The organism is Amycolatopsis coloradensis (genome assembly GCF_037997115.1).
Lineage (GTDB): Bacteria > Actinomycetota > Actinomycetes > Mycobacteriales > Pseudonocardiaceae > Amycolatopsis > Amycolatopsis coloradensis_A.
Genome location: NZ_CP150484.1, coordinates 8,961,476 through 8,987,774 on the forward strand (window position 1 = coordinate 8,961,476; position 26,299 = coordinate 8,987,774).

Annotated in this window: 26 protein-coding genes; 7 read left to right on the forward strand and 19 right to left on the reverse strand. The window is 68.1% G+C overall.

Translation table 11 applies throughout. From position 1 onward, the window contains the following. Positions 1-2: 2 nt before the first annotated feature. A complete protein-coding gene (locus tag LCL61_RS42030; RefSeq protein ID WP_340688814.1) occupies positions 3-1,028 on the reverse strand; it encodes a polyprenyl synthetase family protein in 1,026 nt (341 codons plus the stop codon). Between the two features lie 159 nt (positions 1,029-1,187). Here LCL61_RS42030 and LCL61_RS42035 point away from each other — a divergent pair, with 159 nt between their 5' ends. Beyond that, positions 1,188-1,355 (forward strand): hypothetical protein, encoded by a 168-nt coding sequence (locus LCL61_RS42035; protein WP_340684845.1) that lies wholly within the window; start codon positions 1,188-1,190, stop codon positions 1,353-1,355. Between the two features lies 1 nt (position 1,356). Here the strand turns inward: LCL61_RS42035 and LCL61_RS42040 are convergent, their stop codons facing one another. Continuing rightward, positions 1,357-1,662 carry a DUF6204 family protein gene (locus tag LCL61_RS42040; protein ID WP_340684846.1) on the reverse strand — a complete coding sequence of 102 codons (306 nt, stop codon included), beginning with the start codon at positions 1,660-1,662 and terminating at the stop codon, positions 1,357-1,359. Between the two features lie 179 nt (positions 1,663-1,841). Between LCL61_RS42040 and LCL61_RS42045 the strand changes: the two genes are divergently transcribed. Further along, entirely contained in the window at positions 1,842-2,501 is a 660-nt protein-coding gene (locus LCL61_RS42045) for a hypothetical protein (RefSeq protein WP_340684847.1), read from the forward strand. Between the two features lie 112 nt (positions 2,502-2,613). Beyond that, the gene (locus tag LCL61_RS42050) at positions 2,614-3,249 is read left to right on the forward strand and encodes an SRPBCC family protein (protein WP_340684848.1); all 636 of its coding nucleotides are present in this window, start codon (positions 2,614-2,616) and stop codon (positions 3,247-3,249) included. Here the strand turns inward: LCL61_RS42050 and LCL61_RS42055 are convergent. From LCL61_RS42055 to LCL61_RS42065, 3 genes are all read right to left on the reverse strand, one after another. Further along, entirely contained in the window at positions 3,225-3,965 is a 741-nt protein-coding gene (locus LCL61_RS42055) for an HNH endonuclease (protein WP_340684849.1), read from the reverse strand. The genes LCL61_RS42050 and LCL61_RS42055 overlap by 25 nt on opposite strands. Beyond that, entirely contained in the window at positions 3,962-5,149 is a 1,188-nt protein-coding gene (locus tag LCL61_RS42060) for an AAA family ATPase (RefSeq protein ID WP_340684850.1), read from the reverse strand. Before LCL61_RS42060 ends, LCL61_RS42055 begins: the two co-directional genes overlap by 4 nt. Before the next feature lie 162 nt (positions 5,150-5,311). Then, on the reverse strand, positions 5,312-6,460 hold the full coding sequence (locus tag LCL61_RS42065; RefSeq protein WP_340684851.1) for a hypothetical protein: 1,149 nt from the start codon (positions 6,458-6,460) through the stop codon (positions 5,312-5,314). Between the two features lie 305 nt (positions 6,461-6,765). Between LCL61_RS42065 and LCL61_RS42070 the strand changes: the two genes are divergently transcribed. The 4 genes from LCL61_RS42070 to LCL61_RS42085 are packed head-to-tail and all read left to right on the forward strand — an operon-like array spanning position 6,766 to position 9,859. Beyond that, positions 6,766-7,182, forward strand: a complete 417-nt coding sequence (locus LCL61_RS42070) for a hypothetical protein (protein ID WP_340684852.1) — start codon at positions 6,766-6,768, stop codon at positions 7,180-7,182. Beyond that, positions 7,182-7,805 carry a DUF3558 domain-containing protein gene (locus LCL61_RS42075; RefSeq protein WP_340684853.1) on the forward strand — a complete coding sequence of 208 codons (624 nt, stop codon included), beginning with the start codon at positions 7,182-7,184 and terminating at the stop codon, positions 7,803-7,805. The genes LCL61_RS42070 and LCL61_RS42075 overlap by 1 nt, the downstream gene beginning before the upstream one ends. Continuing rightward, positions 7,805-9,079 (forward strand): PPE domain-containing protein, encoded by a 1,275-nt coding sequence (locus LCL61_RS42080; protein WP_340684854.1) that lies wholly within the window; start codon positions 7,805-7,807, stop codon positions 9,077-9,079. Before LCL61_RS42075 ends, LCL61_RS42080 begins: the two co-directional genes overlap by 1 nt. 27 nt (positions 9,080-9,106) lie before the next feature. Then, a complete protein-coding gene (locus tag LCL61_RS42085) occupies positions 9,107-9,859 on the forward strand; it encodes an ESX secretion-associated protein EspG (RefSeq protein ID WP_340684855.1) in 753 nt (250 codons plus the stop codon). Here LCL61_RS42085 and LCL61_RS42090 read toward each other — a convergent pair. The 14 genes from LCL61_RS42090 to LCL61_RS42155 all read right to left on the reverse strand — a co-directional run bounded on the left by LCL61_RS42090 (position 9,812) and on the right by LCL61_RS42155 (position 26,297). Then, positions 9,812-10,588 (reverse strand): helix-turn-helix transcriptional regulator, encoded by a 777-nt coding sequence (locus LCL61_RS42090; protein WP_340684856.1) that lies wholly within the window; start codon positions 10,586-10,588, stop codon positions 9,812-9,814. The genes LCL61_RS42085 and LCL61_RS42090 overlap by 48 nt on opposite strands. A gap of 32 nt (positions 10,589-10,620) precedes the next feature. Next, entirely contained in the window at positions 10,621-11,406 is a 786-nt protein-coding gene (locus tag LCL61_RS42095; RefSeq protein ID WP_340684857.1) for an alpha/beta hydrolase, read from the reverse strand. 97 nt (positions 11,407-11,503) lie between these two features. Next, entirely contained in the window at positions 11,504-13,069 is a 1,566-nt protein-coding gene (gene nuoN / locus LCL61_RS42100; protein WP_340684858.1) for an NADH-quinone oxidoreductase subunit NuoN, read from the reverse strand. Between the two features lie 2 nt (positions 13,070-13,071). Further along, positions 13,072-14,622, reverse strand: coding sequence for an NADH-quinone oxidoreductase subunit M (locus tag LCL61_RS42105; protein WP_340684859.1), 1,551 nt, complete (start codon positions 14,620-14,622; stop codon positions 13,072-13,074). Further along, positions 14,622-16,520, reverse strand: a complete 1,899-nt coding sequence (nuoL, locus tag LCL61_RS42110; protein ID WP_340684860.1) for an NADH-quinone oxidoreductase subunit L — start codon at positions 16,518-16,520, stop codon at positions 14,622-14,624. Before nuoL ends, LCL61_RS42105 begins: the two co-directional genes overlap by 1 nt. A 12-nt stretch (positions 16,521-16,532) precedes the next feature. Continuing rightward, positions 16,533-16,832 (reverse strand): NADH-quinone oxidoreductase subunit NuoK, encoded by a 300-nt coding sequence (gene nuoK, locus LCL61_RS42115; protein WP_005151882.1) that lies wholly within the window; start codon positions 16,830-16,832, stop codon positions 16,533-16,535. Next, complete coding sequence (locus LCL61_RS42120) at positions 16,829-17,689, reverse strand: NADH-quinone oxidoreductase subunit J (protein ID WP_340684861.1); 861 nt, start codon at positions 17,687-17,689, stop codon at positions 16,829-16,831. Before LCL61_RS42120 ends, nuoK begins: the two co-directional genes overlap by 4 nt. Continuing rightward, entirely contained in the window at positions 17,689-18,231 is a 543-nt protein-coding gene (nuoI, locus tag LCL61_RS42125; protein ID WP_340684862.1) for an NADH-quinone oxidoreductase subunit NuoI, read from the reverse strand. Before nuoI ends, LCL61_RS42120 begins: the two co-directional genes overlap by 1 nt. Beyond that, on the reverse strand, positions 18,218-19,555 hold the full coding sequence (nuoH, locus tag LCL61_RS42130) for an NADH-quinone oxidoreductase subunit NuoH (protein WP_340684863.1): 1,338 nt from the start codon (positions 19,553-19,555) through the stop codon (positions 18,218-18,220). The genes nuoI and nuoH overlap by 14 nt, the downstream gene beginning before the upstream one ends. Then, positions 19,552-22,020, reverse strand: coding sequence for an NADH-quinone oxidoreductase subunit G (locus tag LCL61_RS42135; protein WP_340684864.1), 2,469 nt, complete (start codon positions 22,018-22,020; stop codon positions 19,552-19,554). The genes nuoH and LCL61_RS42135 overlap by 4 nt, the downstream gene beginning before the upstream one ends. Continuing rightward, positions 22,017-23,297 (reverse strand): NADH-quinone oxidoreductase subunit NuoF, encoded by a 1,281-nt coding sequence (gene nuoF / locus LCL61_RS42140; protein ID WP_340684865.1) that lies wholly within the window; start codon positions 23,295-23,297, stop codon positions 22,017-22,019. The genes LCL61_RS42135 and nuoF overlap by 4 nt, the downstream gene beginning before the upstream one ends. Then, positions 23,297-24,169: an NADH-quinone oxidoreductase subunit NuoE gene (gene nuoE, locus LCL61_RS42145; protein ID WP_037332932.1), complete on the reverse strand. Its 873-nt coding sequence runs from the start codon at positions 24,167-24,169 to the stop codon at positions 23,297-23,299. The genes nuoF and nuoE overlap by 1 nt, the downstream gene beginning before the upstream one ends. Next, positions 24,166-25,536: an NADH-quinone oxidoreductase subunit D gene (locus LCL61_RS42150; protein WP_340684866.1), complete on the reverse strand. Its 1,371-nt coding sequence runs from the start codon at positions 25,534-25,536 to the stop codon at positions 24,166-24,168. Before LCL61_RS42150 ends, nuoE begins: the two co-directional genes overlap by 4 nt. After that, a complete protein-coding gene (locus LCL61_RS42155; RefSeq protein ID WP_340684867.1) occupies positions 25,533-26,297 on the reverse strand; it encodes an NADH-quinone oxidoreductase subunit C in 765 nt (254 codons plus the stop codon). The genes LCL61_RS42150 and LCL61_RS42155 overlap by 4 nt, the downstream gene beginning before the upstream one ends. Between the last annotated feature and the right edge of the window lie 2 nt (positions 26,298-26,299).

Below are 26,299 nucleotides of genomic sequence, written 5' to 3' on the forward strand. Positions count from 1 at the left end.
TGTCAATGCGTTCGTGCGACCAGGTAGTCGGCGACCGATTCGCAGGCGTCCCGGGCGGGCGACGCGGGCAGCGCCGCGAGTTCGGCACGCGCCCGACGAGCGTAGTCGGAAAGAGTTTCGCGTGCGCGTTCGAGTCCGGACGAGGCACGCAGCAGGTCCAGGGCCTCGGCGACGAGCTTGTCGTCCGAGATCGGGCCCGACAGCAGCTCGACCAGGCGCGGATCGGTGGCCGGGTCGGCCAGCGCGTACAGCATCGGAAGGGTGCGGACGCCTTCGCGCAGGTCTGTTCCCTGCGCCTTGCCGAGCTCGTCCGAGGCGGACGCGATGTCGATGACGTCGTCGGAGATCTGGAACGCCGTCCCGATGATGTCACCGAAGCGGCGGAGCGCGTCGATGTAGTGGTCGGGCGCGCCGGACATCATCCCGCCGAACCGGCCGGAGGTGGCGATCAGCGAGCCGGTCTTCTGCGCGATGACCGTGAGGTAGTGCTCGACCGCGTCGTCGCCGTCTGCCGGGCCGACCGTCTCGCGCATCTGCCCGGTGACCAGCTCGCCGAAGGTCTCGGCGATGATCCGGGCCGCGTCGGTGCCGAGGTCCGCGACCAGCCGCGAGGCGTGCGCGAACAGGAAGTCGCCGGTCAGGATGGCGATGGTGTTGTCCCAGCGGGCGTTGACGCTCTCCGCGCCGCGGCGCATCGTCGCCTCGTCCATCACGTCGTCGTGGTACAGCGTCGCGAGATGCACCAGCTCGACCGCCGCCGCGGCGGTGACCACCTGGTCGCCCTGCTTCGGCCCGAACTGCGAGGCCAGCAGCGTGAACAGCGGACGGAAACGTTTGCCACCCGCCTCGACCAGGTGCGAAGCGGCGTCCTCGACGGCCTTGACGTCACTGCGGACGACCTCGCGAAGCAGCGTCTCGACGTCGGCGAGACCGGTCGCGAGCGTGCGCAGGAGCTGCTCGTCGGCGATCTGGAGCCCCACGGACGCGCGCAGGTCCTCGATGGCACCACCTGGGGCAGGTGAAGACACAGACACGTCGGCTCCGCTCTCTTTGACACCGTTCGGGGTTGCTCCCAGCGTAGTGGCTAGCAGCTGAGGCCTGTTGACGTGCTGTCCAGGGGAAACGGTGACGAAGATGACACCCCCGCCGAGTATCCTGCCCGCTTCGGCGCGAACTGGGGGAACAACATGGGAAGTCCGGATGATTTCGGCGACAGACCGGCGTGGAAGCCTCCCGCCGAAGACCACCGCGAGCAGCGTTCGACGGTGTGGATCACCGTCGTCCTCTTCGCCGTGTTCATGGCGATGATGCTGGTCGTGGCCGTGCTCGTGGTGGGCGGCGTGAAGGCGGCCTGAGTCAGCGGCGGCGGATCTTGATGTCGTCCATGCAGGTCGCCTTGCCCGCGACGTCGCGGTACGGATAGCCCTTGGCGTCCAGCAGGTCCATGACCTTCAGCTCGGCTTCGTCGAGCACGTCCCGCTCCTCTTCGCCCCGCAGCGTGATGCGGAAGGTGAACGCGCCGAGGTGCGCGCTGTAGCTGAGCAGGCCGTCCTCGGTGAACCCCATCACCTGGTGCTGATCAAGCTCGGCGAGCAGCCTGGCGCGAGTGTCGGCGTCGGGGTGGTCGAACTTGCCGTTGACGAGGACGCGGTAGGTCGGCATACGCTCGAATATACAGACCTGTATCCGGATACGAATCAGAATATCCAACGGGTCTCCATGATCCACGGTCGAGTGAAACGACCGTCACGCGCGCAACGGGCGAATCCGACACGCAGATAGTGGTGACAAAGGAAGAACGGCCAACCGGCTCGCTCTCCGTCACGTGAGGAGGACGTGGAATGCGCATCACCATCGCAAGCCGGGCAGGCCTGGTCGGCGCGCTGCTGCTGGCGGGTCTCGGTGCCGGGGTGACCCCGGCCGCCGCGTCGAACCCCGCGGGCGTGGCCTCGCTCGGCTCCGCCGCCTTCACCAAGGGCACCTCGGCGCCGATCTCGATCGCCTCGCTCGCCGACTGCGCGGTCGAGGGACCGACGAGCAACTCGTCCGGAGTCGTGACCAGGACCGGGATCACGTTCGGTGGCGGCACGTCGACGTGCACGACCACCGTCGTCGACCCCGAAAACGACGTCACCACGACGAAGTCGGAGGCCAAGGGGCAGAACTTCGAGCTGTCGGCGCTGGTCTCGTCGAGCGGGCCGCGGATCAAGATCAGGTCCTATTCGGTCAGCTGCACAGCCACGCAGACCAGCACGAACGCGAGCTGGACCTACGGCGGCGCGACCGGGCTCGGCACCCTGCCGTCGCCGGTGCCGGTCGGCTACGTCAAGCCGATCACCAAGTCCAACGGCACCCTGCTCGCCGAGGCGATCTTCAACGAGCAGACGTTGCCGGGCGACGGCAGCATCGGGCTGACCATGCTGCGGATCAAGTTCGCCCCCGGCTCGAACATCACCGGCGAAGTGGTCGTCGGGCGCACGGCCTGCTCTCCCACTCCGTAAGCCATCCCGCCGGGAAAGGGGCGTCCGGGACTCGCCGGGCGCCCCTTTTCCATTCTGGCTTATATAAGTATCGGCTGATATCTTGTCGGCAACCGAGCCGAGGAGGGCACCGATGGTCGACGTGACCAGCCAGATCAACTCTGTCCAGCGCAGGCTGGGCAAGCGCGTGGTCGAAGCGAGCGAGGCGGTGACGGCCACCGTCAGCCAGGTCTACGACACCGGCCTCGACGACCTCTGGGACGCCTGCACCAATCCCGAGCGCATCCCGCGCTGGTTCCTGCCGATCAGCGGCGATTTGCGCGTCGGCGGCAAGTACCAGCTCGAAGGCAACGCGGGCGGAACGGTCGAGCGCTGCGACCCGCCCAAGAGCTTCGCGGCGACCTGGGAGTACGGCGGCGACGTCAGCTGGATCGAACTCCGGCTGAGCCCCGAAGCCGACGGGCGCACCCGGTTCGAACTCGACCACACCGCCGTCCCCAACGAGCACTGGAACCGGTTCGGGCCCGGCGCCGTGGGCATCGGCTGGGACATGATGCTGAACGGGCTCGCGCTCCACCTCGAATCCGGCGAGGCCGCCGACCCCGAGGCCGCCATGGCCTGGATGACCAGCGAAGAGGGCGTGCGGTTCATGACACTGAGCAACGACGCCTGGTACGAGGCCGACGTCGCCAACGGGACGGACGCGGCCACCGCCCGCACCCGCGCCGACGCCACCTTGGCCGCCTACACCGCGCCGCCGGAGAGCTGAAGGTCCTCGGCGAGCTCCGGGGCGCGAAGCAGGTCGATGAGCTCGTCGTCCGCCCGGAACACGGCGCGGGCTCCCGGCATCCCCGCCTGCCGGAGCATCGCGTGGAGGACGTCGGCGTGCGGCTGGTCGAGCAGGGTCCAGACCATCGCGCGCCGTTTCCCGTCGTCCCCCAGTTCGCGCGCGGCCTGCCAGCCCATGACGAGCGCGCTCACCTGGTTGACCGCCGTTTCCCGCCCCCGCGCCAGTTGCGCGCGATTCAGCCCGCACACCTTGATGGTCTGCTCGCCCTTTTCGGTCAGCGCGCGGTAGGTCCCGATCGACAGCACCAGGAACAGGTGCTCCAGCGGGTCTTCGGCGGTCGGATCGATGAGCAGGCTGTCGCCGTCTTCGTCCACCGGGAAGAGGTCGCGTTTGTGGTGGCTGTTGCAGTACTCGCAGGCGAGCACGTGGTTGAGCCAGTCGAACGCACGCCCCGGATTCCGCGCGATCGGCTCGAAATGGTCCACAGTGGACCCGAGGCCGTCACCGCAGTACATGCAGTAGCCGCGGCCGGCGGCCATCACGTCCAGACCTGCCCGCAGAGAACGCCGCACGGCACGCGAAACCCGCCAGAGCCGCCGGGCTTCTTTCGTGTCACCGGGAGGGATCCGCGCCGTCAGCTCTTCGAGATCGGCCACCACCCGGCCCGGCAGCGCGATCCGGCGGATCCCGATCACCGATCGTCGGCCTCGAACCGCCTGGCCACCTCGTCGACCCGGCTCGGCGGCGAACTGCTCAGTATGCCCCGCAGGCGTTCCCATTCCCGGACGCCGTTCGCGTCCGCACGGCCGGACGCCACCTGGAACTCGAGCTCGGCCAGATGCTCCCGCAATTCGACCGCCTGCGGCGAATACGGCGTGTCCAAGCCGAAAAGGTCGGACAGCACGGCGTCGTCGCCGGAGCCGAACACGACCCGCTCGTACAGCTCCTCGGAGACCACGCGCGGCGGCACTTCCTCGTCGGGCCCGGAAAGCCGGATGAGCCCGCCGGGGTCCGCCGCCTGGCAGACGTAGGGGCTGTGCGTGGTGACGATGAACTGGATCCGGGGGAAATGCGCCTTGAACCACGATCCCATGCGTTTCTGCCACGACACGTGGAGATGCGCGTCCACCTCGTCGATGATCACGACACCGGGACTCTCGTGGTCGAGGCCGGCGCCGTCGAGCTGTTTGAGCAGGTCGACCACGAGCGCGGTCACCGTGCGATAGCCGTCGCTCATCTCGCGCAGCGGGAACCGGTCGCCCCGGTACTCGACCCAGAGCCCGTCCGAATCGACGTCCCTGATCCGGTAGCCGCTGGGAAGGAGACCGTCACCGAGGATCTCCAGCGCCGCGTCCTTCAGTTCACGGGCGCCCGCTTTTCCTTCCAGGGCACGGAGATGCTGATTGATCAGCCAGGTGACGCCCTCGGCGAGCGAGGCGTCTTCGTGGAACAGGCTGGCCATCCGCGCCAGCGATCCCGCGCCGCGCATCCACGACTCGGCCTCGCCGCTCCCGCCCGCGAGCCGCCGGAACGGCCCGTACGCCGCGCAGAACGGCTGGCCCGGTGGAAGTCCGGAGATCGGCAGCAGGCCGGAGTCGAGCCAGCGGACCTCGACCGGCGCCGGGCCCTCCTCGCGCATCACCGACAGCTCGATCGACCCGGACGTCTGATCGTTCGAGATCCAGCTGCCGGCGTCCGACAGCAGCCCCCAGGCGACGTCCGGCGCCGCCGCGACCGCGATGGCGCGCAGCAGCGAGGTCTTGCCGGAACCGTTGCGCCCGGCGAGCACCACCCAGCCAGGGCCGGGCAGCCGGAGGTCGACGGCGCGGGCGCCGCTGAAGCCGCGGATGTTCTCCAGCCGGACCCGCTCGATGTACATGGAGAAAAGCTTAGTGCCTGTTGGCGGAGCTGAGATGTGGCCGGAAAGGGACCATACGCGTGAATCCGCCCGGCCGAAGACCCCGCTATCGCGGTGGCAGCGCCCTGCCGACGTCGATCGCGGTCGCGGGTTCACCAACAGACACCTACGACGGCGCGGACGTCACCTGGCCACCCGAAAGTGGGTCGCCATGACAAGCTCCATCACGGCGTGCGCCTTGGCGACGTCCACGGCCGGTAGCGCCCTGGACCGCGGCCATTCGTCGACGCCCCGCTCCTGCTCCGACGAAATCAGCAGCCGGACATGCCCGCGCGAGCCGAGATTCCCGAACGGCGAGACGTACATGAGGAGTCCGCTCTCGTCCTTGGTGCGAAGGGTGACTCCCGGATTCCCGCTGAACGAGTGCTGACGATGATCTTTGAAGGTGCCGTTCGGATCCGCGTGCCAGTCACCGGGTGCGCCGCCGTTCGCGGTGACCCCGGCTTCGATCTGCACCCGATGGCGCGGTTCGACGAAGTAGCAGGAGCCCGGCGTGGCGATCGGCTCGAACTCCGGCCCGAAGGTCTTCTTGACCGCATCCCGGAACACCGCGCACTCGACGTTCGGGTCGGCGGCGCCGGCGGCCAGGATCACCTCGGCACCCGCGGGCACCTGGGCCTCGACCGCCGGATCGCAGGTCTCACCCTTGCTGGTGGAGACCCAGTTGGCGCAGGCACCGACGCGGGCGCTGTCCTGAGCGTCCGGCGGGTAGACGAGGTCGCGGGGCAGCTTCGCGGCTCCGGCGGTGGCGAAGTCTCGGAGAAGCCCGCAGTCCTTGCTCCGGCTCTGGAGCCCCAGCTCGAACTGGACCGCGCGTTGGAAACTGACCGGCACGGTGATCGCGCAGCCGCTGACCGCACCCTCACGACGGGATTCGACCTGGTACGCCTTCACTCCGCCGAGGTCGACGACGGCTCCGTCGTTCCGGAGCGCCGCATGGGCAGGGTCCACGTCCTGGACGTAGAGCAAGGCCTCGTAGCCGTCGCGGAAGAGAGTGCACATCTTCCTGCCGTACTTCACCTTGGGCTCGCGCGTCACGGGCCGGGTATCGCCTCCCTTCCTGCGGCCGTAGGCGGCCAGGTCGATCAGCTCGCAGAAGTCGAGGGCGGCCAGCGACGCGTCGACAGCCTTCGCGTCGCGATCCGCGGGACGTGGTTGCTTGGGCTGCCATTTCGGAAACTGCGGTGGCGGCGGGGGCGTATCCACGGAATCCGTACAAGCCGCAAGCAGCCCGAGGAGTACTGCGCCGAGAATCACTCTTCGAAACTTCATTACGCAGAGTGTGCAAATTGGGTCCGTAGCCCACCAGCAAGAACCCGGTTTCCTGGGGCAGGTTCACACGATTGATTTTCACGGATAGTCACCAGGTTCGCTGACGCTATTCAGCGAGGAACGGGACTTTATGCAGCCGGGTTCACCGCCCCGGGAACCCTGGTAATCTTCCCGGCGTCGGATTACGCAGGGTGCATCGGGGAGACGCGCCTTGTAGCCACGGGAGGGGCAGATGACGACGGTGACTTCGGGGCGGCTTCGGCCATTCAGCAGGGAACGTTTCGGCGCCATGGGGGTGCATGGCCATGCCTGACGGGACACCTGTCTACCAACCAGGCTTCAACCCGGGCTCGGTCTGCAAGGCCCCGCCTACTGGCGGCTCCTACGGGACGCCGGTAGCGGAAGGCGCGGGGTTCAAGTACGACGAGGCGACCCTCCATGAGCTGGTGAACGAGTGGTCCACCCTCGCGCAGGAGTACAAAGACGACCTCGATGCAGCTGGCAAGATCGCCCGTGCCCTGCCGCCAGGGCTCGAGTACGCCAGCGGAAACAACGCTGACGTCACCCAGCACTCCGGCAAAGCGCTCACAGCAGCTCTAACGCAGCGCGTCAACTACTGTCAGAACATGGCCACGAAGTACCGGGTCGCCCTCGGTAAGTACGCCACTGCGGAAGATCACGCCACCACAGTCATCAACCAGCAGCCGAAGGGCATCGCCTGATGCGACGCACCATCCTTGTCTTCTGCGCAGCAACCCTCGCCCTCGCCGCGTGCTCCACTCCCACCACCACCAATGGAACCCCCACGCCCACTAGCGGCGGCGGCTCGAACTCGAACCCGCCGAAGTCCGCAAATCCGGCTCCCGAGGTACCGAAGGTGGAAAAACCGATCGACCTTGCACAGATCAAGCAGACGCCCTGCAAAGCTTTGACTGAAGCACAAGCCGAAGAGCTCCTCGGTCCTACCACTGAGACTGCCGCACAGCCGGATGGCGCGGCTGGCCCTGCCTGCAGGTGGTCCGTCCCCTCCACCACCCGGCCGCGAGTCAACGTGATTTTCAGCAAGTCTCCTGATGGAGGGACAGCAAGTGTCTACCAAGCGAAGGGCGGCGCTTACGAGCTGGTTGAACCGCTCAAGCCGATCGACGGATACCCACTGACCGCCTACGGCACAAAAGACGAACGCCCCTCAGGCAAGTGCTCCGTAGCTTTGGGAACTAGCGATAACGAGACGATCGACATCGTCCTGGAGCAGTCTGAAGCCAACATCGGCAAGAAGGACCCCTGCGACGCCGCCCGCGAAGCCGCGATCAGGGTCTTGACCACCGTCCGAGGGGGCAACTGATGGTCGCCGAAGGACCGCTCACCGCCGCCCAGATCTACGAGCAGATCACCAAGGGTGAAGGCACCGGTTCGCTCTCCGAGGCTCAGCGCGCCGCCTTCAACCTGACACAGCGGCACCACGAGCGCGCGCAGAAGCTCTCCGCACTCACCCAGAAGACCATGGCCGGCTGGCAGGGTGGCGCCAGTGACGCGGCCGCCGACGCGACGAAGCCCGTTGTGGAGGCCGCGTACGACGACGCGATGCATCTGGCCGTCGCCCAGTCGGCGATCAGCGCGCAGATGGACGCGTTCGGCACGGCCAAGAATTCGGTCAAGCCGGTTCCGCCCGAGCAGCCCGCACCGACGGCCGAGGACGTCAAGGCTGTCATGAGTGGCGGCCTGGTCGGCTACTGGAGCAAGGTCCAGGGGTATCAGGCCGACAGCCAGCACAACATCGACACCTTCGCGAGCTACCACTCCGCCAGCACCGCCAACGGTGACGAGCTGCCCGCCCAGTACGCGCAGCTCACCGACCCCGGCGGCAGCGTCACCCTGGACGAGGGCGGCGGGGGAAAGCCGGCGGTGAGGGGTTTCGGCGACGGCTCCGACGGACGCGAGCACGGTGTCGGCGAGCCCTACCGAGGTCCGAGCGGTCCCAGCGGGCCGAGTGGCCCCAACGGACCGAGCGCACCGGGCGCAGCTGACAGCGGCCCGCAGCCTGGGCAAGGGCCCCAGCCGGGTCAGCATCAGCCCTACCCCGTCGGCCAGCAGCCGGACGACGGGACCCGCGCGAATTCGTACACGCCGCCCCAGACCACTCCGGTCGTGCCGCCGGCGGCGAGCCTCGACTTCGGGCCGACCGGCAAGCCGAACCCCACGTACAACACGCCTGGCGCTTTCCCGCCCGGGTACGGCCCGGGAACGACCGGGCCCACGCCGTACGGTCCGGGCACGGGTGGCAGGTCACCCGGAGTACCGAGCGGCGGCGGTTTCCGCGGACCCGGCGGGACGGGTGGAGTAGGCGGGCCCGGACAGCAGTCTGGCATGGGTGGCCGAAGCGGAGCCGGGATGCCCGGTGACGGCGTGGCCGGCCGCGGTGCGGCGGGAGCAGCGGGCTCGACCGGTCGCGGCGGGGCGAACGGGATGCCGATGGCGCCCGGCGCCGCTCGCGGGAAGGGCGAGGAGGACAAGGAGAAGAAGGCTCCGGCGTACCTCCAGAACCCGGATCCCGACGAGACCTTCGGCGGTTACACCGAGAAGCCGATGCCGCCGGTGATCGGCGAGAAGAAGAAGTAGCACCACAGTCCCAGGGGAGGGAGGCACGTGGTGCTCGCGCGCCCGGTCGAGATCACGCTCGACACCTTGTTGACCGCGTTCCGTCACGCCGGCTGCGGAGATCCGCATCTGATCTTCGCAGGCGGGCTGCGCTACATCCCGCCGTCGTCGCGGAACGGCGAGGACAGGGCGGCGTTCGAGGAGCTCGCCGGGCTCGGGTTCACCGAGGGCAAGCGGCTGACCAGCGACTTCGAGGACGTCCTGCACATACTCGACCGGCCGAACACTGAGTACTACGCGACGTTGCGAACCGAGACGGAGCAGTACAACGTGCTCGTCGCCGTACGCGGACGGGCCGCGGTGACCGCGATCTGCGAGGGGAACCGCGTGTGGCTGAAAGGCGTGCGGACCGCCGACCGCGCGGCGGCGCTCGTGATGAACCTGCCCGAGTACCCGCCGGCGCGGTTCGCCCCGTTCTCCTTGCCCCAGGACGACTTCAACGGCGACAGTGGGGACGGTCTCTACGACGAGCCCGAGTCCCGAAGCCGCGAAGCACGGCAGCTGGACGAGGTCTTCGAGCAGCCCTATTTCGGTGTCGGTTTCTTCGCCGCGGCCATGCGCCCTGACGGGGGAAAGCGCACAGAGGCCACGGACGGCCTGTCCTATCTGGACCTCGACTCCGGACGGGTGGCCATGCACGTGAGCGGTTCTCCCCGGAACCGGTACATCACCGTCCTGCCCGGCGAACCCACGTTACTGGCCCAGAAAGTCGCCGCGCTGCGGGCAAGTCTCGACCACTGACTCGATCAGGCGCACCGACCGCGCCGGATCCAGCGCGACAGCGTCCACAGTGGACCGGAGGTAGGGCTCGACATCGCAGGGCCGGTGCAGGAACAGCCCGCATCGCCGATGTTCCAGGTACACCACCGGTGGGGCGCCGCCGAATTCCAGCAAAACGTAGGCATCACCCGCATGTGCCCCGGCGGCGAACGGGATGACCCGGAGTTCGACGGTGGGCCGCTCCGCCATCGTGATGAGATGCCGAAGCTGATTCGCCATCACCCGCGGCCCACCGACCTGACGGCGCAGCGCCGCTTCGTCGATATAGGCGACAAATCTCTTCTGGCCCAGCACTGCGGCGGAAGAGTTCGTAGCCCTCGCGTAGGCGGGCGTCCGAAGCAGATCGGGCAGGAGCGTTGCCCCGAAAGCGACGATCTTGGTGGCCTCCTTTTCGTACTGCGCAAGCGTTTCGCTCTGGAAGGACGCGTTGGCGAACCACCACGGCCCGCTGTCGCGAGACAACGAGAGCAGGGCCTCTCGCCGCTCCCCGGTGATCTGATAGACCGCGAGCAGCGCCGACACCTCCTCGGCGGACGCCGCGCGGACGCCGGTTTCGATCCGGCTGATCGTCGACTGGGACCACGCCAGTTTGTCGGCCACTTCGGTCGCGGCCAGTCTGGCGGCCTTCCGCGCGGCTCGCAGTCCGTCGGCGAGGGCCCTCGCCTGGGGTGTGGGTCTCGGCTTCGGCATCGCGACCACCCTGCCCAGTGCGCTCGGGCAAGTCATTCCCCGAGCCGGGCGACCTCGTGCACGGCCGCGGAAATGGCACGGAAGTCCTTGCGCAGCAAGGCTCCATGGTTGCTCTCGACCTTCGCGCTCACCTTGATGTTCGGATTGCGCGCGGTCACACCGTCGAGACTCGTCCGGATCTTTTCCTGCTCGTCTCCCTTGCTGCCGAACGAGGTTCCCGACGCGACCACGTATCGCGTCGGGACGGTGATGCCGTCGAGCACCGGGCCCAGCTCGGCCTCCCGCGAGAGCTTGCCTAGTTCGATGTTGCTCTCCGCCTGCTCGGCGGCGGACATCCGCGGGGTCAGCCCGGTCGGGCGCAGCAGCGGCATGACCAAATTGAGGCGCTTGAACAGCTTCCGGATCCGCTGTTCCATGGCGTCGTCCATCCAGTCGTACGGGAACGCGCCGTCGACCAGGACGGCGCCGATGGTCCGCTCCGGGTTCCGGGCCGCCCAGTGCGCCGCGACGACCGCGCCGTAGGACCAGCCCACCACGACGGCCCGCTTCACTTCCCGAGCTTCGAGGACCGCGTCGACATCGCGAACGGCCGCCTCGAAGGAGTAGTCGGACGATCGCTTCGACTTGCCGCGGGCACGCTCGTCGTAGGTGATGTGGCGGAAGTCCGAGCCCAGGTCGGCGAGGATCCGCCGCCAGTAGCCCTGGGTCGCGAACTGGCCGTTGAGGTAGACGATCGGGATGCCGGGGCCACCGGAGTCGGTGACGGCCAGCGCGGTGTCTTCGACGGGGAGCATCCCGGTCCAGGTAGAGGAAGTCATGAGGGAACTATCGAGGTGCGGCCTGACACCGCTCTGACGTCGCCCTGACACGAAAAAGCCCCCTCACGACAGCGAGGGGGCCTTCCGCGAAACCGGACTACTTGAGGGCGAAACCGCCGGAGCCCGCCCAGTCGAGGGCGAACGCCGGGAGCAGGCCGAGCACCAGCGTGACGATGACGCCGAGCGTGATCGCCGTGGTGGTGAACGCTCCGGGCACGGTGACGGTCGGGCCGTCGGGGGCGGGCTCGGAGAAGTACATCAGCACGATCACGCGCAGGTAGAAGAACGCGGCGACGGCGCTGAAGACCAGGGCGACGACGACCAGCGGCGCCATCCCGTCGGACAGGGCCGCCGAGAACACCACGAACTTCCCGACGAAACCACTGGTCAGTGGGATACCGGCCAGCGCGAGCAGCAGGAAGGTGAACACACCGGCCAGCACCGGAGACCGCTTCGCCAACCCTGCCCAGGCGGACAGGTGCGTCGCCTCGCCGTTCGAGTCCCGTACCAGCGAGACGACACCGAACGCGGCGAGCGTGGTGAAGCCGTAGGCCAGCAGGTAGAACAGCGTGCTCGACAGGCCTTCCTCGGTCATCGCGATCGCACCCACGAGCAGGAACCCGGCGTGCGCGATGGACGAGTAGGCGATCATGCGCTTCACGTCGGTCTGCGTCAGGCCCAGCACCGCGCCGATCAGCATCGAGATGATCGCGACGCCCCAGAGCACGCCGCGCCATTCCCAGCTGGTCGACTCGAACGCCACCTGGAACACCCGCAGGATCCCGCCGAACGCGGCGACCTTGGTGCAGGCACCCATGAACGCGGTGACCGGCGTCGGCGCGCCCTGGTAGACGTCCGGGGTCCAGGTGTGGAACGGGCCGACCGAACCCTTGAACAGCAGGCCGACCGCGAGCAGCCCGAGCCCGGCGAACAGCAGCGTGTCCGACCGGTCCGAACCGGCGGCGGCGTTGGCGATGTCCGACAGCTTCACGGAGTTCGCGTAGCCGTAGAGCAGCGCGAGACCGTAGAGGAAGAACGCCGACGAGAACGCGCCGAGCAGGAAGTACTTGACCGCGGATTCCTGCGAGAGCAGGCGACGGCGACGGGCCAGACCGCACATCAGGTACAGCGGCAGGCTCAGCACCTCGAGCGCGATGAACATGGTGAGCAGGTCGTTGGCCGCGACGAACGCCATCATGCCGCCGAGCGCGAACAGCGTCAGCGGGAAGACCTCGGTCTGCATCCCGGTGGTGCCGACCTGCGCGCGGTCCTGGACCGTGCCGGGGCGGATACCGGCCTGCGCGACGAAGGCGCCGCCCGGCTCGACCGAGCGGTCCGCGATCAGCAGCAGTGCGCCCAGTGCGAGCGCCAGCAGCGTGCCCCACAGGAACAGCGACGGCCGGTCGACGGCGATGGCGCCGCTGAAGGTCGTGACGCCGCCCTTCGGCGCGGAGGTGCTGGCGTACCAGGCGAGGAAGACGCCCGCCGCCCCGATCCCGACCAGGGACAGGAAGACCTGCGAAGGCCACCGCATGTGCTTGGGCAGGAAGGCTTCGAACAGCACGCTGACACACGCGGCCCCGAGGATGATCAGGATCGGCGTGACGGCGAAGTAGTCGATCGACGGCACCTGCACCGGTGGCGCCTGAGTCAAGAGGAGCACTGTTACTTGCCTCCCTGCAAGGACGACATCGTCGCCTGCACCGACGGGGTGATCGTGTCGAGCACCGGCTTGGGATAGAACCCGAGCGCGATGATCAGCACGACCATCGGCGCCAGGATCGCGATCTCCCGGCCGCCGAGGTCCTTGATGGCTTTGGTCGCCCCGAGTTCCGGAGCCATGGCCGTCCCCGGCCCGCCACCGGCGCCGATGAGGGCGTCACCGCGGACGGGGCCCTGCATGACGCGCTGGTAGAGCCAGAGCACGTACGCCGCGGCCAGCACCATGCCGACCGTCGCGATGATCGTGTACACCGGGTAGTCCACAAAGGACCCCAGCAGCACCAGGAACTCACTGATGAAGGAGTTCGTGCCGGGCAGCGACAAGGTGGACAGACCGGCGATGAGCAGCATCCCGCCGAGCAGCGGGGTCACCTTCGCCATGCCGCCGTAGTCGGAGATCCGCGTGGACCCGCCGCGCATCACGATCAGGCCGACGACCACGATCAGCATGCCGGTGGCGAGGCTGTGGTTCAGCATGTACGACACCGAGCCGACCATCGCCTGCTCGTTGAAGGTGAAGATACCCAGCGCGATGAACCCGAAGTGGGCGATCGACACGTAGGCGATGAAGCGCTTCATGTCGCGTTGCCCGGCCGCGAGGATCGAGCCGTAAAGGACACCCGCGACGGCGAGCACCAGCACCCATGGCGCGAGTTCCTTGCTGGCCTCCGGGAACATCGGGAGGCAGTAGCGCAGGAACCCGAACGTGCCGACCTTGTCCAGCACACCGACCAGCAGGACCGCGACGCCGATCGGCGCCTGGCCCGCGGCATCCGGCAGCCAGGTGTGGAACGGCACCAAAGGGGCCTTGATCGCGAACGCGAGGAAGAACCCGATGAACAACCAGATCTGGGTACCCAGCGGAGCGTCGCGGACGACCGTGACGAGCGTTTCCCAGTCGAAGGTGCCCTTGCCGAGCTCGTCCGACGCCAGCGAGTACGCCCCGATCGCCGAGGCCAGCATGATCAGGCCGCCGAGGAACGAGTACAGGAAGAACTTGACCGCCGCGTACTGCCGGTTCGCGCCGCCGTAGCCGCCGATCAGGAAGTACATCGGGATCAGCATGATCTCGAACAGCACGTAGAACAGGAAGACGTCGGTCGCGGCGAACACCGCGATGGTCAGCGCCTCCTGCACCAGGATCAGCGACAGGAAGCCGCCGGCCGAGCGTCCGGCCGGGAGCTTGTCGGTGAGGCCCAGCGCGCCGACCACGATCGGCACCAGCAGGCCGATGACCGCGATCATCACCAGCGCGATGCCGTCGATGCCGAACGAGATGTGGATGCCGAAGTTCGGGATCCAGTCCATCGAGGACTTCTGCTGGATCCGGTCCCCGGCCGGCGAATAGCTCGCCCACATCGGGATCACCAGCAGGAACGTCAGGAGCGACACCACGAGCGCGGTGAGCGTCGCCAGCCTGTCGTTTTTCTTCATCCCGGCGACGACCGCCGCACCGAGCAGCGGCAGCAGGATGGATGCGAGAACCCAGGTCATCAGGAGAACCTCACCAGCAGGAGTGCCGCCAGAAGCAGGAATGTGCCGCCCAGCATGGACAGTGCGTACGAGCGGACGAAGCCGGTCTGAAGGCGGCGCAGGCGCCCGGATCCGCCGCCGAGCGCGGCGGCGAGGCCGTTGACCGCGCCGTCGACCCCGCGGTTGTCCACGTAGACCAGCGCGCGGGCGAGCCAGGTGCCCGGACGGGCGACCAGCGTCTCGTTCAGGGTGTTGCCGTACAGGTCGTTACGCGCGGCCTTGACCACGGCCGAGACCCGCTCGGGGCGTTCCACCGGAACGTCCTTGCGGCCGACGAAGAACCACGCCGCCGCCGCGCCGAGCACCGACAGCGCCACGGTGAGGATCGGGACCAGCGCGTGCGGGATGACACTGTGGCCACCCTCTTCGAGCGGGCCGACCACCGGCGAAAGCCATTCGGCGAACCGGTCGCCGAGGGCGAAGAACGCACCGGCGCCGATCGAGCCGACGGCCAGGATGATCATCGGCCACTTCATCACCGCGGGCGATTCGTGCGGGTGGAAGTCGCGACCGTCGCTGGACTTGATCTCCTTCCAGCGTTCCTTGCCGAAGAAGGTCATCACCATCAGGCGGGTCATGTAGAACGCGGTGAGCCCGGCGCCGAGCAGTGCCGCGCCACCCATCACCCAGCCGCGCCAGCCGCCCTGGCTCAGCGCCGCTTCGATGATCGCGTCCTTGGTGAAGAAGCCCGAGAGCGGCGGGATGCCGATCAGCGCCAGGTAGCCGAGCGCGAAGGTCCAGAAGGTGACCGGCAGGTGCTTGCGCAGCCCGCCGAACTTCCGCATGTCGACCTCGTCGTTCATGGCGTGCATGACCGAACCGGCCCCGAGGAACAGCCCGGCCTTGAAGAAACCGTGCGCGACCAGGTGCATGATGCCGAGCGCGTAGGCGATCGGCCCGAGGCCGACGGCGAGCATCATGTACCCGATCTGGCTGACCGTGGAGTACGCCAGGACCTTCTTGATGTCGTCGTAGGCGCAACCGATGATGCACCCGATCAGGAGCGTGACCGTACCGACGAGCGTGACGATCAGGCGGCCGTCCGGGGTGGCGTTGAAGATCTCGTGCGCGCGGGCGACCAGGTAGACGCCGGCGGTGACCATCGTCGCCGCGTGGATGAGGGCCGAGACCGGGGTCGGGCCCTCCATCGCGTCGGGAAGCCAGGCCTGGAGCGGGAACTGGCCGGACTTACCGCAGGCGCCCAGCAGCAGCAGGATCGCGATCGCGGTGACCGCGCCGGTCGGGATCTGGCCGACGGCACCGAAGACCTCGGCGTACCCGGTGCTCCCGACGTACTTGAACATCAGGAAGATCGCCAGCGCGAGCCCGACGTCACCGACGCGGTTCATCAGGAACGCCTTCTTCGCCGCGGTGGCCGCGGACGGGCGGTCCTGGTACCAGCCGATGAGCAGGTACGACGCGAGACCCACGCCCTCCCAGCCGAGGTACAGCGTCACGAAGCTGTTGCCCAGCACGAGGATCAGCATCGAGGCGACGAACAGGTTGAGGTACGCGAAGAACCTCGACCGGTCGCGGTCCTCGGCCATGTAGCCGATCGAGTAGAAGTGGATCAGCATGCCGACGCCGGTGATCAGCAGCACGAACGTCAGCGAAAGCGCGTCGATCCGGAGCCCGAAGTCGACCTGCAGCGCCGAAACCGGGATCCACGAGAACAGTTTGACGTCCGCGGTGGCCTTCGTGTCGGCCGTGAAGAACAGGATCAGGCCGTACACAAAGGACAGTGAGACGGTCGCGCTGCCGAGGAGGTGTCCCCAGCCCCTGGCCCGCTTGCCCGCCAGCAAAAGAATAAGGGCGCCGAGAGCCGGGAAGGCCACCAGCAGCCACGATGATGCGGTCACTCTCGGTGCTCCCTAGTACTTCAGCAGGTTGGTGTCGTCGACCGAGGCCGAGCGCCGGGTGCGGAAGATCGCCATGATGATCGCCAGCCCCACCACGACCTCCGCGGCGGCCACGACCATCACGAAGAACGCCATCACCTGGCCGTCCAGCGACCCGTTGATCCGGGCGAACGTGACCAGGGACAGGTTCGCCGCGTTCAGCATCAGCTCGATGCACATGAACACGACGATCGCGTTGCGGCGCACCAGCACCCCGACCGCGCCGATGGCGAACAGCAGCGCGGACAGGAGCAGGTAGTACGTCGGGGTCATTCCTTCTCCCCTTCAGGCTTGCCGACCAGAGCGTGGGCGTCGGGAACCTCTTCCGTTCCGGCGACCTGCTTCCGCTCGTTTTCCAGCTGGGCGGCCGAAGTCGACTCGATGATCTCCGAGAGCGACTCCCTGGCGATCGAGCCGTCGGGCAGCAGCGCCGGGGTGGCGACCGAGTTGGCCGTGGCGAAGACACCCGGGCCGGGCAGCGGCGAGGGCCGGTCGTGCTTGCCGGTGAACCGGTCGACGACGAGTTCCTTCTGGTTCTTCTTGCCGCCCTTGGCGTGCCGGTCGGTGAACGCGAGCACCATCGCGCCGAGCGCGGCGGTGATCAGCAGCGCCGAGGTGAGCTCGAACGGGAACAGGTACTTGGTGAAGATCAGCCGTCCCAGCCCACCGGGGCCGCCACCGTCGACGTTCGCCGGGTCGACCGGCAGGGCCGGGGTCACGTTGGCCATCGCGCGGGCGAGGCCCGCGGCGAGCAGCCCGCCGACACCGATGCCGAGCAGGGTCGCCATGACCCGCTGTCCGCGCAGCACTTCGACGACCGAGTCGGAACTCTCCCGGCCGACCAGCATCAGCACGAACAGGAACAGCATCATGATCGCGCCGGTGTAGACGATGATCTGCGTGAAGCCGAGGAACGGCGCCTGCTGGATCATGTACAGCGCGCCGAGGCACAGCATCGTGAGTACCAGCCACAGCGCCGAGTGCACGGCGTTGCGGGAGAAGATCATGCCGAGCCCGCCGAGCAGCGCGAGCGGGCCGAGCACCCAGAACGCGATGGTCTCGCCGGTGGTGATCCCGGCCGAAACGTCCGTCTGCGCGAGGAAAGCCGTGATCCCCGTATTCAGAGTCATCACAGCACGGCCTCCGAACTGTCCGCGGGCTTAGGGCGCGCCAGCTCGGGGCCGTTGACGTAGTAGTCCTGCTCGTTGTCGCCCAGCCGCATCGGGTGCGGCGGCTGCTCCATGCCGGGCAGCAGCGGCGCGAGGAGGTCTTCCTTGGTGTAGATCAACCGCTGCCGGTCGTCGTCGGCCAGCTCGTAGAAGTTGATCATCGTCAGGGACCGGGTCGGGCAGGCCTCGACGCACAACCCGCAGCCGATGCAGCGCAGGTAGTTGATCTGGTAGTCGGCGCCGTACCGCTCACCGGGCGAGTACCGCGCCTCTTCGGTGTTGTCGCCGCCTTCGACGAAGATCGCGTCCGCCGGGCAGGCCCACGCGCACAGCTCGCAGCCGACGCATTTCTCCAGCCCGTCCGGATGCCGGTTGAGCTGGTGCCTGCCGTGGTAACGCGGAGCCGCGGGGGCGCCCGCCTCCGGGTACTCCTCGGTGGCGACCTTCTTGAACATCATGCCGAAGGTGACACCGAAACCCTTGATGGGATCAAACATCCCCATCGCCGGCCTCCCTTCCACTGGAAACCGCCGCGGGCTTGCGCTTGGCAGCCCGGGCTTCGGCCTTCGCGAGGGCCTTCTGACGCGGGGTCTTCTCCGGGACCTGCAGGTCCAGCGGCGGCACGGGGAATCCGCCGCCGGTCACCGGGACGTAGTCGTCGTCCGGGACCTTCTTGTCCGGGATCAGGAAGCTCAGGATGACGACGAAGAGGATGAGTGCGCCGCCGCCGAAGAGGATCTGCGGGGTGGACAGGCCACCCGAGTTCTTGATCGCGCGGACCGTGACGATCACGACGATCCAGACCAGGTTGACCGGCACCAGGACCTTCCAGCCCAGGCGCATGAACTGGTCGTACCGCAGCCGCGGCAGCGTGCCGCGCAGCCAGATGAAGCCGAACAGCAGGATGAACAGCTTGGCGGCGAACCAGATCAGCGGGAGCCAGCCCTGGTTCAACGCGTGGTCCGCGCCGACGAACGGGAACTTCCAGCCACCGAGGAACAACGTGGTCGCGAACGCCGAAACGATCACCATGTTGACGTACTCGGCGAGGAAGAACATCGCGAACTTCATCGAGCTGTACTCGGTGTGGAAACCGCCGACCAGCTCGGATTCGGCCTCGGGGAGGTCGAACGGCGCGCGGTTGGTCTCGCCGACCATGGAGATCAGGTAGATCACGAAACTCGGCAGCAGCAGGTAGAAGTACCAGCCGGTCTGCTGCGACTCGACGATCGCCGACGTCGACATCGAACCCGCGTAGAGGATGACGCCCACGATGGACAGACCCATCGCGATCTCGTAGGAGATCACCTGAGCCGCGCTTCGCAGTCCACCGAGCAGCGGATACGGCGAGCCGGACGACCAACCGGCCAGCACCAGGCCGTACACGCCGATCGAGGAGCAGGCGAGGATCACCAGCACGCCGACCGGCAGATCGACCAGCTGGAGCGTGGTCCGCTCACCGAAGATCGAGACCACCGGGCCGAACGGGATCGCGGCCAGCGCGATCAGCGCCGGCACCGCGGAGATCACCGGCGCGAGGAAGTACACCTTGCGGTCGGCGGTGTCCGGGATGATCTGTTCCTTGAACGGCAGCTTGATCGCGTCCGCGAGGGACTGCAGGTAGCCGCCGGGGCCGACCCGGTTGGGGCCGGGACGGTTCTGCATCCGGCCGACCGCTTTCCGCTCCCAGACGATCAGGAAGATCGTCAGGATCGGGCCGATCAGCAGGATGACGACCGTCTTGATCAGGATCAGCCACAACGGGTCGTCGGCCAGCAGCGCCGCCCGCTCGGCGGCGTCCGGCATCTGGCTGAGCAACGGAGTCACTTCTCACCTCCGGTGAGGGTGACGGCCGAGCCGTGCCCCGCGCCGAGAGAGGCGCGGACGGCCGAGCCGTCGGAGTTGCCCGGGAGCCACACGACGCCGTCCGGCAGGTCCGCGACCTCGATCGGCAACGTGATGGAACCGCGTTCGGTGGAGACCTTCACGGTCTTGCCCAAGCCTTCGGCGGTCTTCGCCGAAAGCTTGGCGACGACCTCGCGCTGGGTGCCCTTGAGGTGCGGCTCGCCGTCCTGCAGCGAACCGTTGTCGATCAGCTGCCGCCAGGTGGCGAGGAGGGCCTTGCCGTTCCCCGCGCTCGCGGCGGCGGGCGCCACCGGCTCGAAGACCGCTGGCTCGGTCTTGCCGGGCAGCTTCGCCAGATCGGCGGCCGAAGCGGCCGGGGTCTGCGTGAAGATGTCCGCGTCCATCTCGACGGCGAGGGTGTCGAGCACCCGGCAGTCCGGCAGTGCGCCGGCGCCTTCGAGGGTGACGGCGAACTCGCGGCGGCGGCCTTCCCAGTTCAGGTAGCTGCCCGCCTTCTCGACCGCCGGGGCGATCGGGAGGACGACGTCCGCGTGCTCGGTGACCCCGCTGTGCCGCAGTTCCAGGCTCACCACGAACTTCGCGTTCTCGAGCGCGCGGCGGGCCAGCTCCGGGTCCGGCAGGTCGTCCGGGTCGACGCCGCCGACCAGCAGGCCGTCGATGTCGTCACCGGAAGCGGCCTTGAGAATCGCGGTCGTGTCGCGGCCTTCCGCGGCGGGAAGCGTGACGCCCCAAGCCTTTTCGATCTCGGCGCGAGCTTCGGCGTCGGTGACCGAGCGACCACCGGGCAGCAACGTCGGCGCCGCGCCCGCCGCCAGGGCACCGCGTTCACCCGCGCGACGCGGGATCCACGCGAGCCGGGCGCCGGTGCGCTCCACCAGCCGGTGCAGGGCCGAGAACAGGCCGGGGACCTCGGCGGCACGTTCGCCGACGAGGATCACCGCCCCTTCCGAGGCCAGTGCCTGGTCGACGTCCTGCGCGTGCTGCGCGATGCCGTCGATCGCGGCGGCTTCGGAACCCGGCGCGCAGGCCAGCAGTTCGCCGAAGGTCTTGCGGACCGACGAGGTGGTCCACTGTCCCAAGTGGACGACGCGGGTGCGGTTCTTGCGGGCCGCCTTGCGCAGCCGCAGGAACACGATCGGCGCCTCGTCCTCCGGCTCGAACGCGACGCACAGCACCGTGCGCGCCCGCTCGATCTCGCGGAAGGTGACGCCGCTTTCCGGTGTCGTCCCGACCACGTGCGACGCGAGGAAGCCCAGCTCCTCGGCCGAGTGCGGGCGGGCGCGGAAGTCGATGTCGTTGGTGCCCAAGGCGATCCGCGCGAACTTCGAGTACGCGTACGCGTCCTCGACGGTCAGGCGGCCACCGGTCAGCACCGCGGCGCCCTTGCCGTCGCGTGCCTTGGCCAGCCCTTCGGCGGCCGCGCGCAGCGCGTCGGTCCAGGAAGCCTCTTCCAGCACGCCGTCGGCGTTGCGGATGAGCGGGCGGCGGATGCGGTCGTCCGCGGTCGAGTAACGGAACGCGAACCGGCCCTTGTCGCAGATCCACTCTTCGTTGACCTCGGGGTCGTCGCCCGCGAGCTTCCGCATGACCTTGCCGCGGCGGAAGTCGGTCCGCTCGGCGCAGCCGGAGGAGCAGTGCTCGCATACGCTCGGCGAGGACACCAGGTCGAACGGCCGCGAACGGAACCGGTACGCGGCCGACGTCAGCGCGCCGACCGGGCAGATCTGGATGACGTTGCCGGAGAAGTACGACTGGAACGGCTGCCCCGATGTGGTCCGGGAAGCCAGGTCCAGCACGTCCGCGGTCTCCGCGGTACCGATCTGCTGGTGGGCGCCGCGTTCCAGCAGCTCGATGAACGGGTCGCCGGCGATCTCGCGGGAGAACCGGGTGCAGCGCTGGCAGAGCACGCACCGCTCGCGGTCCAGCAGCACCTGCGAGGAGATCGGCAGCGGCTTCGGGAACGTCCGCTTCGTGTCGACGAACCGGGAGTCCGCGCGGCCGTGCGCGAGCGCCTGGTTCTGCAGCGGGCATTCGCCGCCCTTGTCGCAGATCGGGCAGTCCAGCGGGTGATTGATGAGCAGCAGCTCCATCACACCCTGCTGGGCCTTGTCCGCGACGGCCGAGGTCAGCTGGGTCTTCACGACCATGCCGTCGGCGACCGTCATGGTGCACGAGGCCTGCGGCTTCGGCATCGGGCGGCCGCCCATTTCGACCTCGACCAGGCACTGGCGGCAGGCACCCGCCGGGTCGAGCAGCGGGTGGTCGCAGAAGCGCGGGATGACCGTGCCGAGCCGTTCGGCGGTGCGGATCAGCAGCTCGCCCTTGGGCGCGATGACCTCTTCACCGTCGATGACCAGCTTGACGTGGCCCTCGGGGACCGGAGTGTCCTCTGTGGACGTCCCGGGCTTGTCGGGTGCGATCGTCATGCCTGCGCCCCCACCAATTCGCGCTTGTTTGCCTGACACAACGCGAGGAATTCCTCGCGGAAGTACTTGATGCCGCTCTGGATCGGCGAGACCGCGCCGTCGCCGAGGGCGCAGAACGAGCGGCCGAGGATGTTGTCGCAGACGTCGAGCAGGGTGTCGATGTCCTCCTCGGTGCCCTTGCCCTCGACCATGCGCTCCAGGATCTGCGCCAGCCAGTACGTGCCCTCACGGCACGGCGTGCACTTGCCGCAGGACTCGTGCTCGTAGAACTGCGTCCACTTCATCACTGCCCACGGCACGGAAACGGTCTCGTTGAAGACCTGCACGGCCGTCGTGCCCAGCATCGACCCGGCTTCCGCCGCGCCTTCGAAGTCCAGCGGAACGTCGAGGTGTTCCTTGGTGAACATCGGCGTGGACGAACCACCCGGCGTCCAGAACTTCAGCGGGATGCCGTCCTTCATGCCGCCCGCCATGTCCAGCAGCTCGCGCAGCGTGGTGCCGAGCGGGCATTCGTACTGGCCGGGCTTCTCGACGTGGCCGGAGATCGAGTAGATCTTCGGGCCGGGCGACTTCTCGCGGCCCATCTCGCGGAACCAGCTCGAGCCACCGTTGACGATGTACGGCGCGCTGGCGATGGTCTCGACGTTGTTGACCGTCGTCGGCGCGGCGTAGAGCCCCGCGGCGGCCGGGAACGGCGGCTTGAGCCGCGGCTGGCCGCGACGGCCTTCCAGCGAGTCCAGCAGCGCCGTCTCCTCGCCGCAGATGTACGCCCCGGCCCCCGCGTGCACGGTGATGTCGAGGTCGAATCCGGAGTCGAGGATGTTCTTGCCGAGGTAGCCCGCTTCGTACGCCTCGCGCACGGCCGCGTTGAGGCGGCGGATGCAGTGCAGCGCCTCGCCGCGGACGTAGATGAAGCAGTGGTGCGAGCGCATCGCGTACGAGGCGATGATGCAGCCCTCGATCAGCGAGTGCGGGTCCGCCATCATCAGCGGGATGTCCTTGCAGGTACCCGGCTCGCCCTCGTCGGCGTTGATGACGAGGTAGTGCGGCTTGTCCTCGTTCGGCGGCATGAAGGACCACTTGATGCCGGCCGGGAAGCCCGCGCCGCCACGGCCGCGGAGGCCGGAGTCCTTGACCAGCTGGACGATCTGCTCGGGAGTGGCCTTGAGCGCCTTGCGGATCGCGGTGTAGCCCTCGAGGGCTTCGTAGGACTGGATCGTCCAGGAGTTGGGCGAAAGCCAGCGCTTCGTGAGGACCGGGGTGATGGGATCGGCCATTACTTCTTCTCCACTTCGGGGAGCGGAACGTCCTTCATGGCGGGAGCGGTCCAGCCGCGGTCCTGCGCGACCTGCGCTCCCCGCAGGGTTTCGACGGCCTGCGAAGGACCGTCGACGTCCGTGCGGTACTGCTGCGCGTCCTCCGGGAAGAACCCGGCGAGCTGCAGTTCGGCGCCCTTGAAGTTCGTCAACGGCGCGCCTCGCGTCGGGGCCGGCTTCTTGCCCGCCTGCAACGCGTCGACCAGCGCGACGGCCTTTTCCTCGGTCTGGTTGTCGAAGTACTCGTAGTTGACCTGGATGACCGGGGCGAGGTCACAGGCCGCGAGGCATTCGGCGTGCTCCAGCGTGATCGAGCCGGGCTCGTTCGGCGTGCCCGCGGTCTCGTTGTGCCCCAACGGCTTCTCTTCGGAACCGAGATGCGTCTGGAGCTTCTTGTAGATCGCGTCGCCGCCCATGGCCGCGCAGAGCGTATTCGTGCACACACTGACCAAGTGCTCGCCGCACGGGCGGCGCTTGTACATGGTGTAGAACGTCGCGACCGCGCTGACCTCGGCGTCGGACAGGTCCAGGTTCTGCGCGCAGAAGGCGATGCCCTCCTGGCTCACGTAACCCTGCACCGACTGCACCAGGTGCAGCATCGGCAGCAGCGCCGACCTCGACTGCGGATACCGCGCGATCAGGTTCTGCGCCTTGGCGTACGTGTCGGCGTCGAAGATGTCTTCGAGCTTCGCGTTCTCCAGGATCCCCTCCGCCTCGGCGGGATCCGGCGCGATCGCGATCACGTCGACGTCACCACCGGCGGCGATGTGGGTCTGCTCGGCCAGGCTGGTGCCGGGCTCGGGCGTCGGTGTCGTTCCGGGCTGGGTGCTCAACGGTCCACTCCCCCCATGACGGGGTCGATCGAGGCGATGGCGGCGATCACGTCCGCCACCAGGCCGCCTTCGGCCATCGCGGGCATCGACTGCAGGTTCACGAAGCTCGGTTCGCGCACGTGGACCCGCAGCGGCCTGGTGCCGCCGTCGGAGACCAGGTGCACGCCGAGTTCGCCGCGCGGCGACTCCACCGAGGTGTAGGTCTGGCCCGGCGGGACCTTGAAGCCCTCGGTGACCAGCTTGAAGTGATGGATCAGCGATTCCATCGACTGGCCCATGATCTTGCGGACGTGCTCGAGCGAGTTGCCCATGCCGTCGCTGCCGATCGAGAGCTGCGCCGGCCAGGCGACCTTCTTGTCCTCGACCATGACCGGGCCCGGCTCGAGCTTCTTCAGGCACTGCTTGATGATCCGCAGGCTCTGGTGCATCTCCTCGACGCGCAGCAGGTAGCGCGCCCAGCAGTCCGCCTCGGTCGAGGTCGGGATGTCGAACTCGAACTCGTCGTAGCGGGAGTACGGCTCGGTCTTGCGCATGTCCCACGGGAGACCGGCGCTGCGCAGCACCGGGCCGGTGACACCGAGCGCGAGGCACGCGTCGACCGGCAGGTACCCGACGCCCTTGAGCCGGTTACGCCAGATCGGCTGCCCGGTGAAGAGCTTGTCGTACAAGGGAAGCCGCTCGTCCATCGTCTTGACGAACTGGCTGACCACCTCGTGGTAGTCGGCGGGCATGTCCTGCGCGAGACCGCCGGGGCGGATGAACGCGTGGTTCATCCGGAGACCGGTGAGGTGCTCCAGCAGGTGCAAGACCTCTTCGCGCTCACGGAAGCCGAGCGTCATCGCCGTGGTCGCACCGAGTTCCATCCCGCCGGTGGCGATGTAGACCAGGTGCGAACCGATGCGGTTGATCTCCAGCAGCATCACGCGCAGCAGTTCGGCACGGCGCGGGGCCTGGATGCCGAGCAGCTTCTCGACGCCGAGGCAGTACGCCATCTCGGTCGACAGCGGGGCGAGATAGTCCATGCGCGTCACGAAGGTGACGCCCTGGGTCCACGTGCGGTACTCGCAGTTCTTCTCGATCCCGGTGTGCAGGTAGCCGATGACCGAACGGAGCTGGGTGACGGTCTCGCCCTCCATCTCCAGCACGAGCCGGAGCACGCCGTGCGTCGACGGGTGCTGCGGGCCCATGTTGATGACCATGCGCTCGTCGTGGCGGGAGTCCTCGATGAGGTCTTCCCAGTCACCGCCGGAGACGGTGTAGACGCGGCCTTCGGTGGTCTCGCGGGAGTCGGCGTACTCGACGCTGTCGCTGCCCTCGGGCGAAGTGTCGGTGCCCGTGGTGACGTCGGAGAGGTGTTCGGTGCTCACGAGTACGACCTCCGCTGGTCCGGCGGCGGGATCTCCGCGCCCTTGTATTCGACCGGGATCCCGCCGAGCGGGTAGTCCTTGCGCTGGGGATGACCGTCCCAGTCGTCCGGCATGAGGATGCGGGTCAGCGCCGGGTGGCCGTCGTAGACGATGCCGAACATGTCCCAGGCCTCCCGCTCCTGCCAGTCGGCCGTCGGGTAGACCCCGACCAGCGACGGGACGTGCGGGTCTTCGATGTCGAGGGTGACCTCGAGCCGGATGCGGCGGCGGTAGGTCATCGACGTGAAGTGGTACACCGAGTGCAGCCGCTGCGGCACGTCGACGCCGTAGTCGACGCCGGACACCGAGCTGAGCAGTTCGAAGCGGAGACCGGCGTCGTCGCGCAGGACCTTGGCGATCTCGACGAGGTACTCGCGGGAGACGTAGAAAGTGATCTCGCCGCGGTCGACCGTGGTCTGCTGGATCGCGTTCGCCGGGATCTTGTTGTCCGCCAAGGCCGCGTAGAACTCGTCGGCGAATTCGTCGAACCAGCCGCCGTACGGACGCTCCGCCGGAGGCGGGCTGTACGCGGGGAGGCGGACGCCGCCGTAACCGGAGGTGTCGCCGGTGCCGCGCACGCCGAACATGCCCTGGCGCTCTTTACCGGTGACGACCGGCTCGGCCGGACGGGTGCCTTGGGGTTCGAGGCCGCCTTCGGGCCGGTCGGCGCTGGACTGCTCGCCGCCGGTTTCCGGGGTTTCGGGGGAGTTTTCTTCGGGCACGT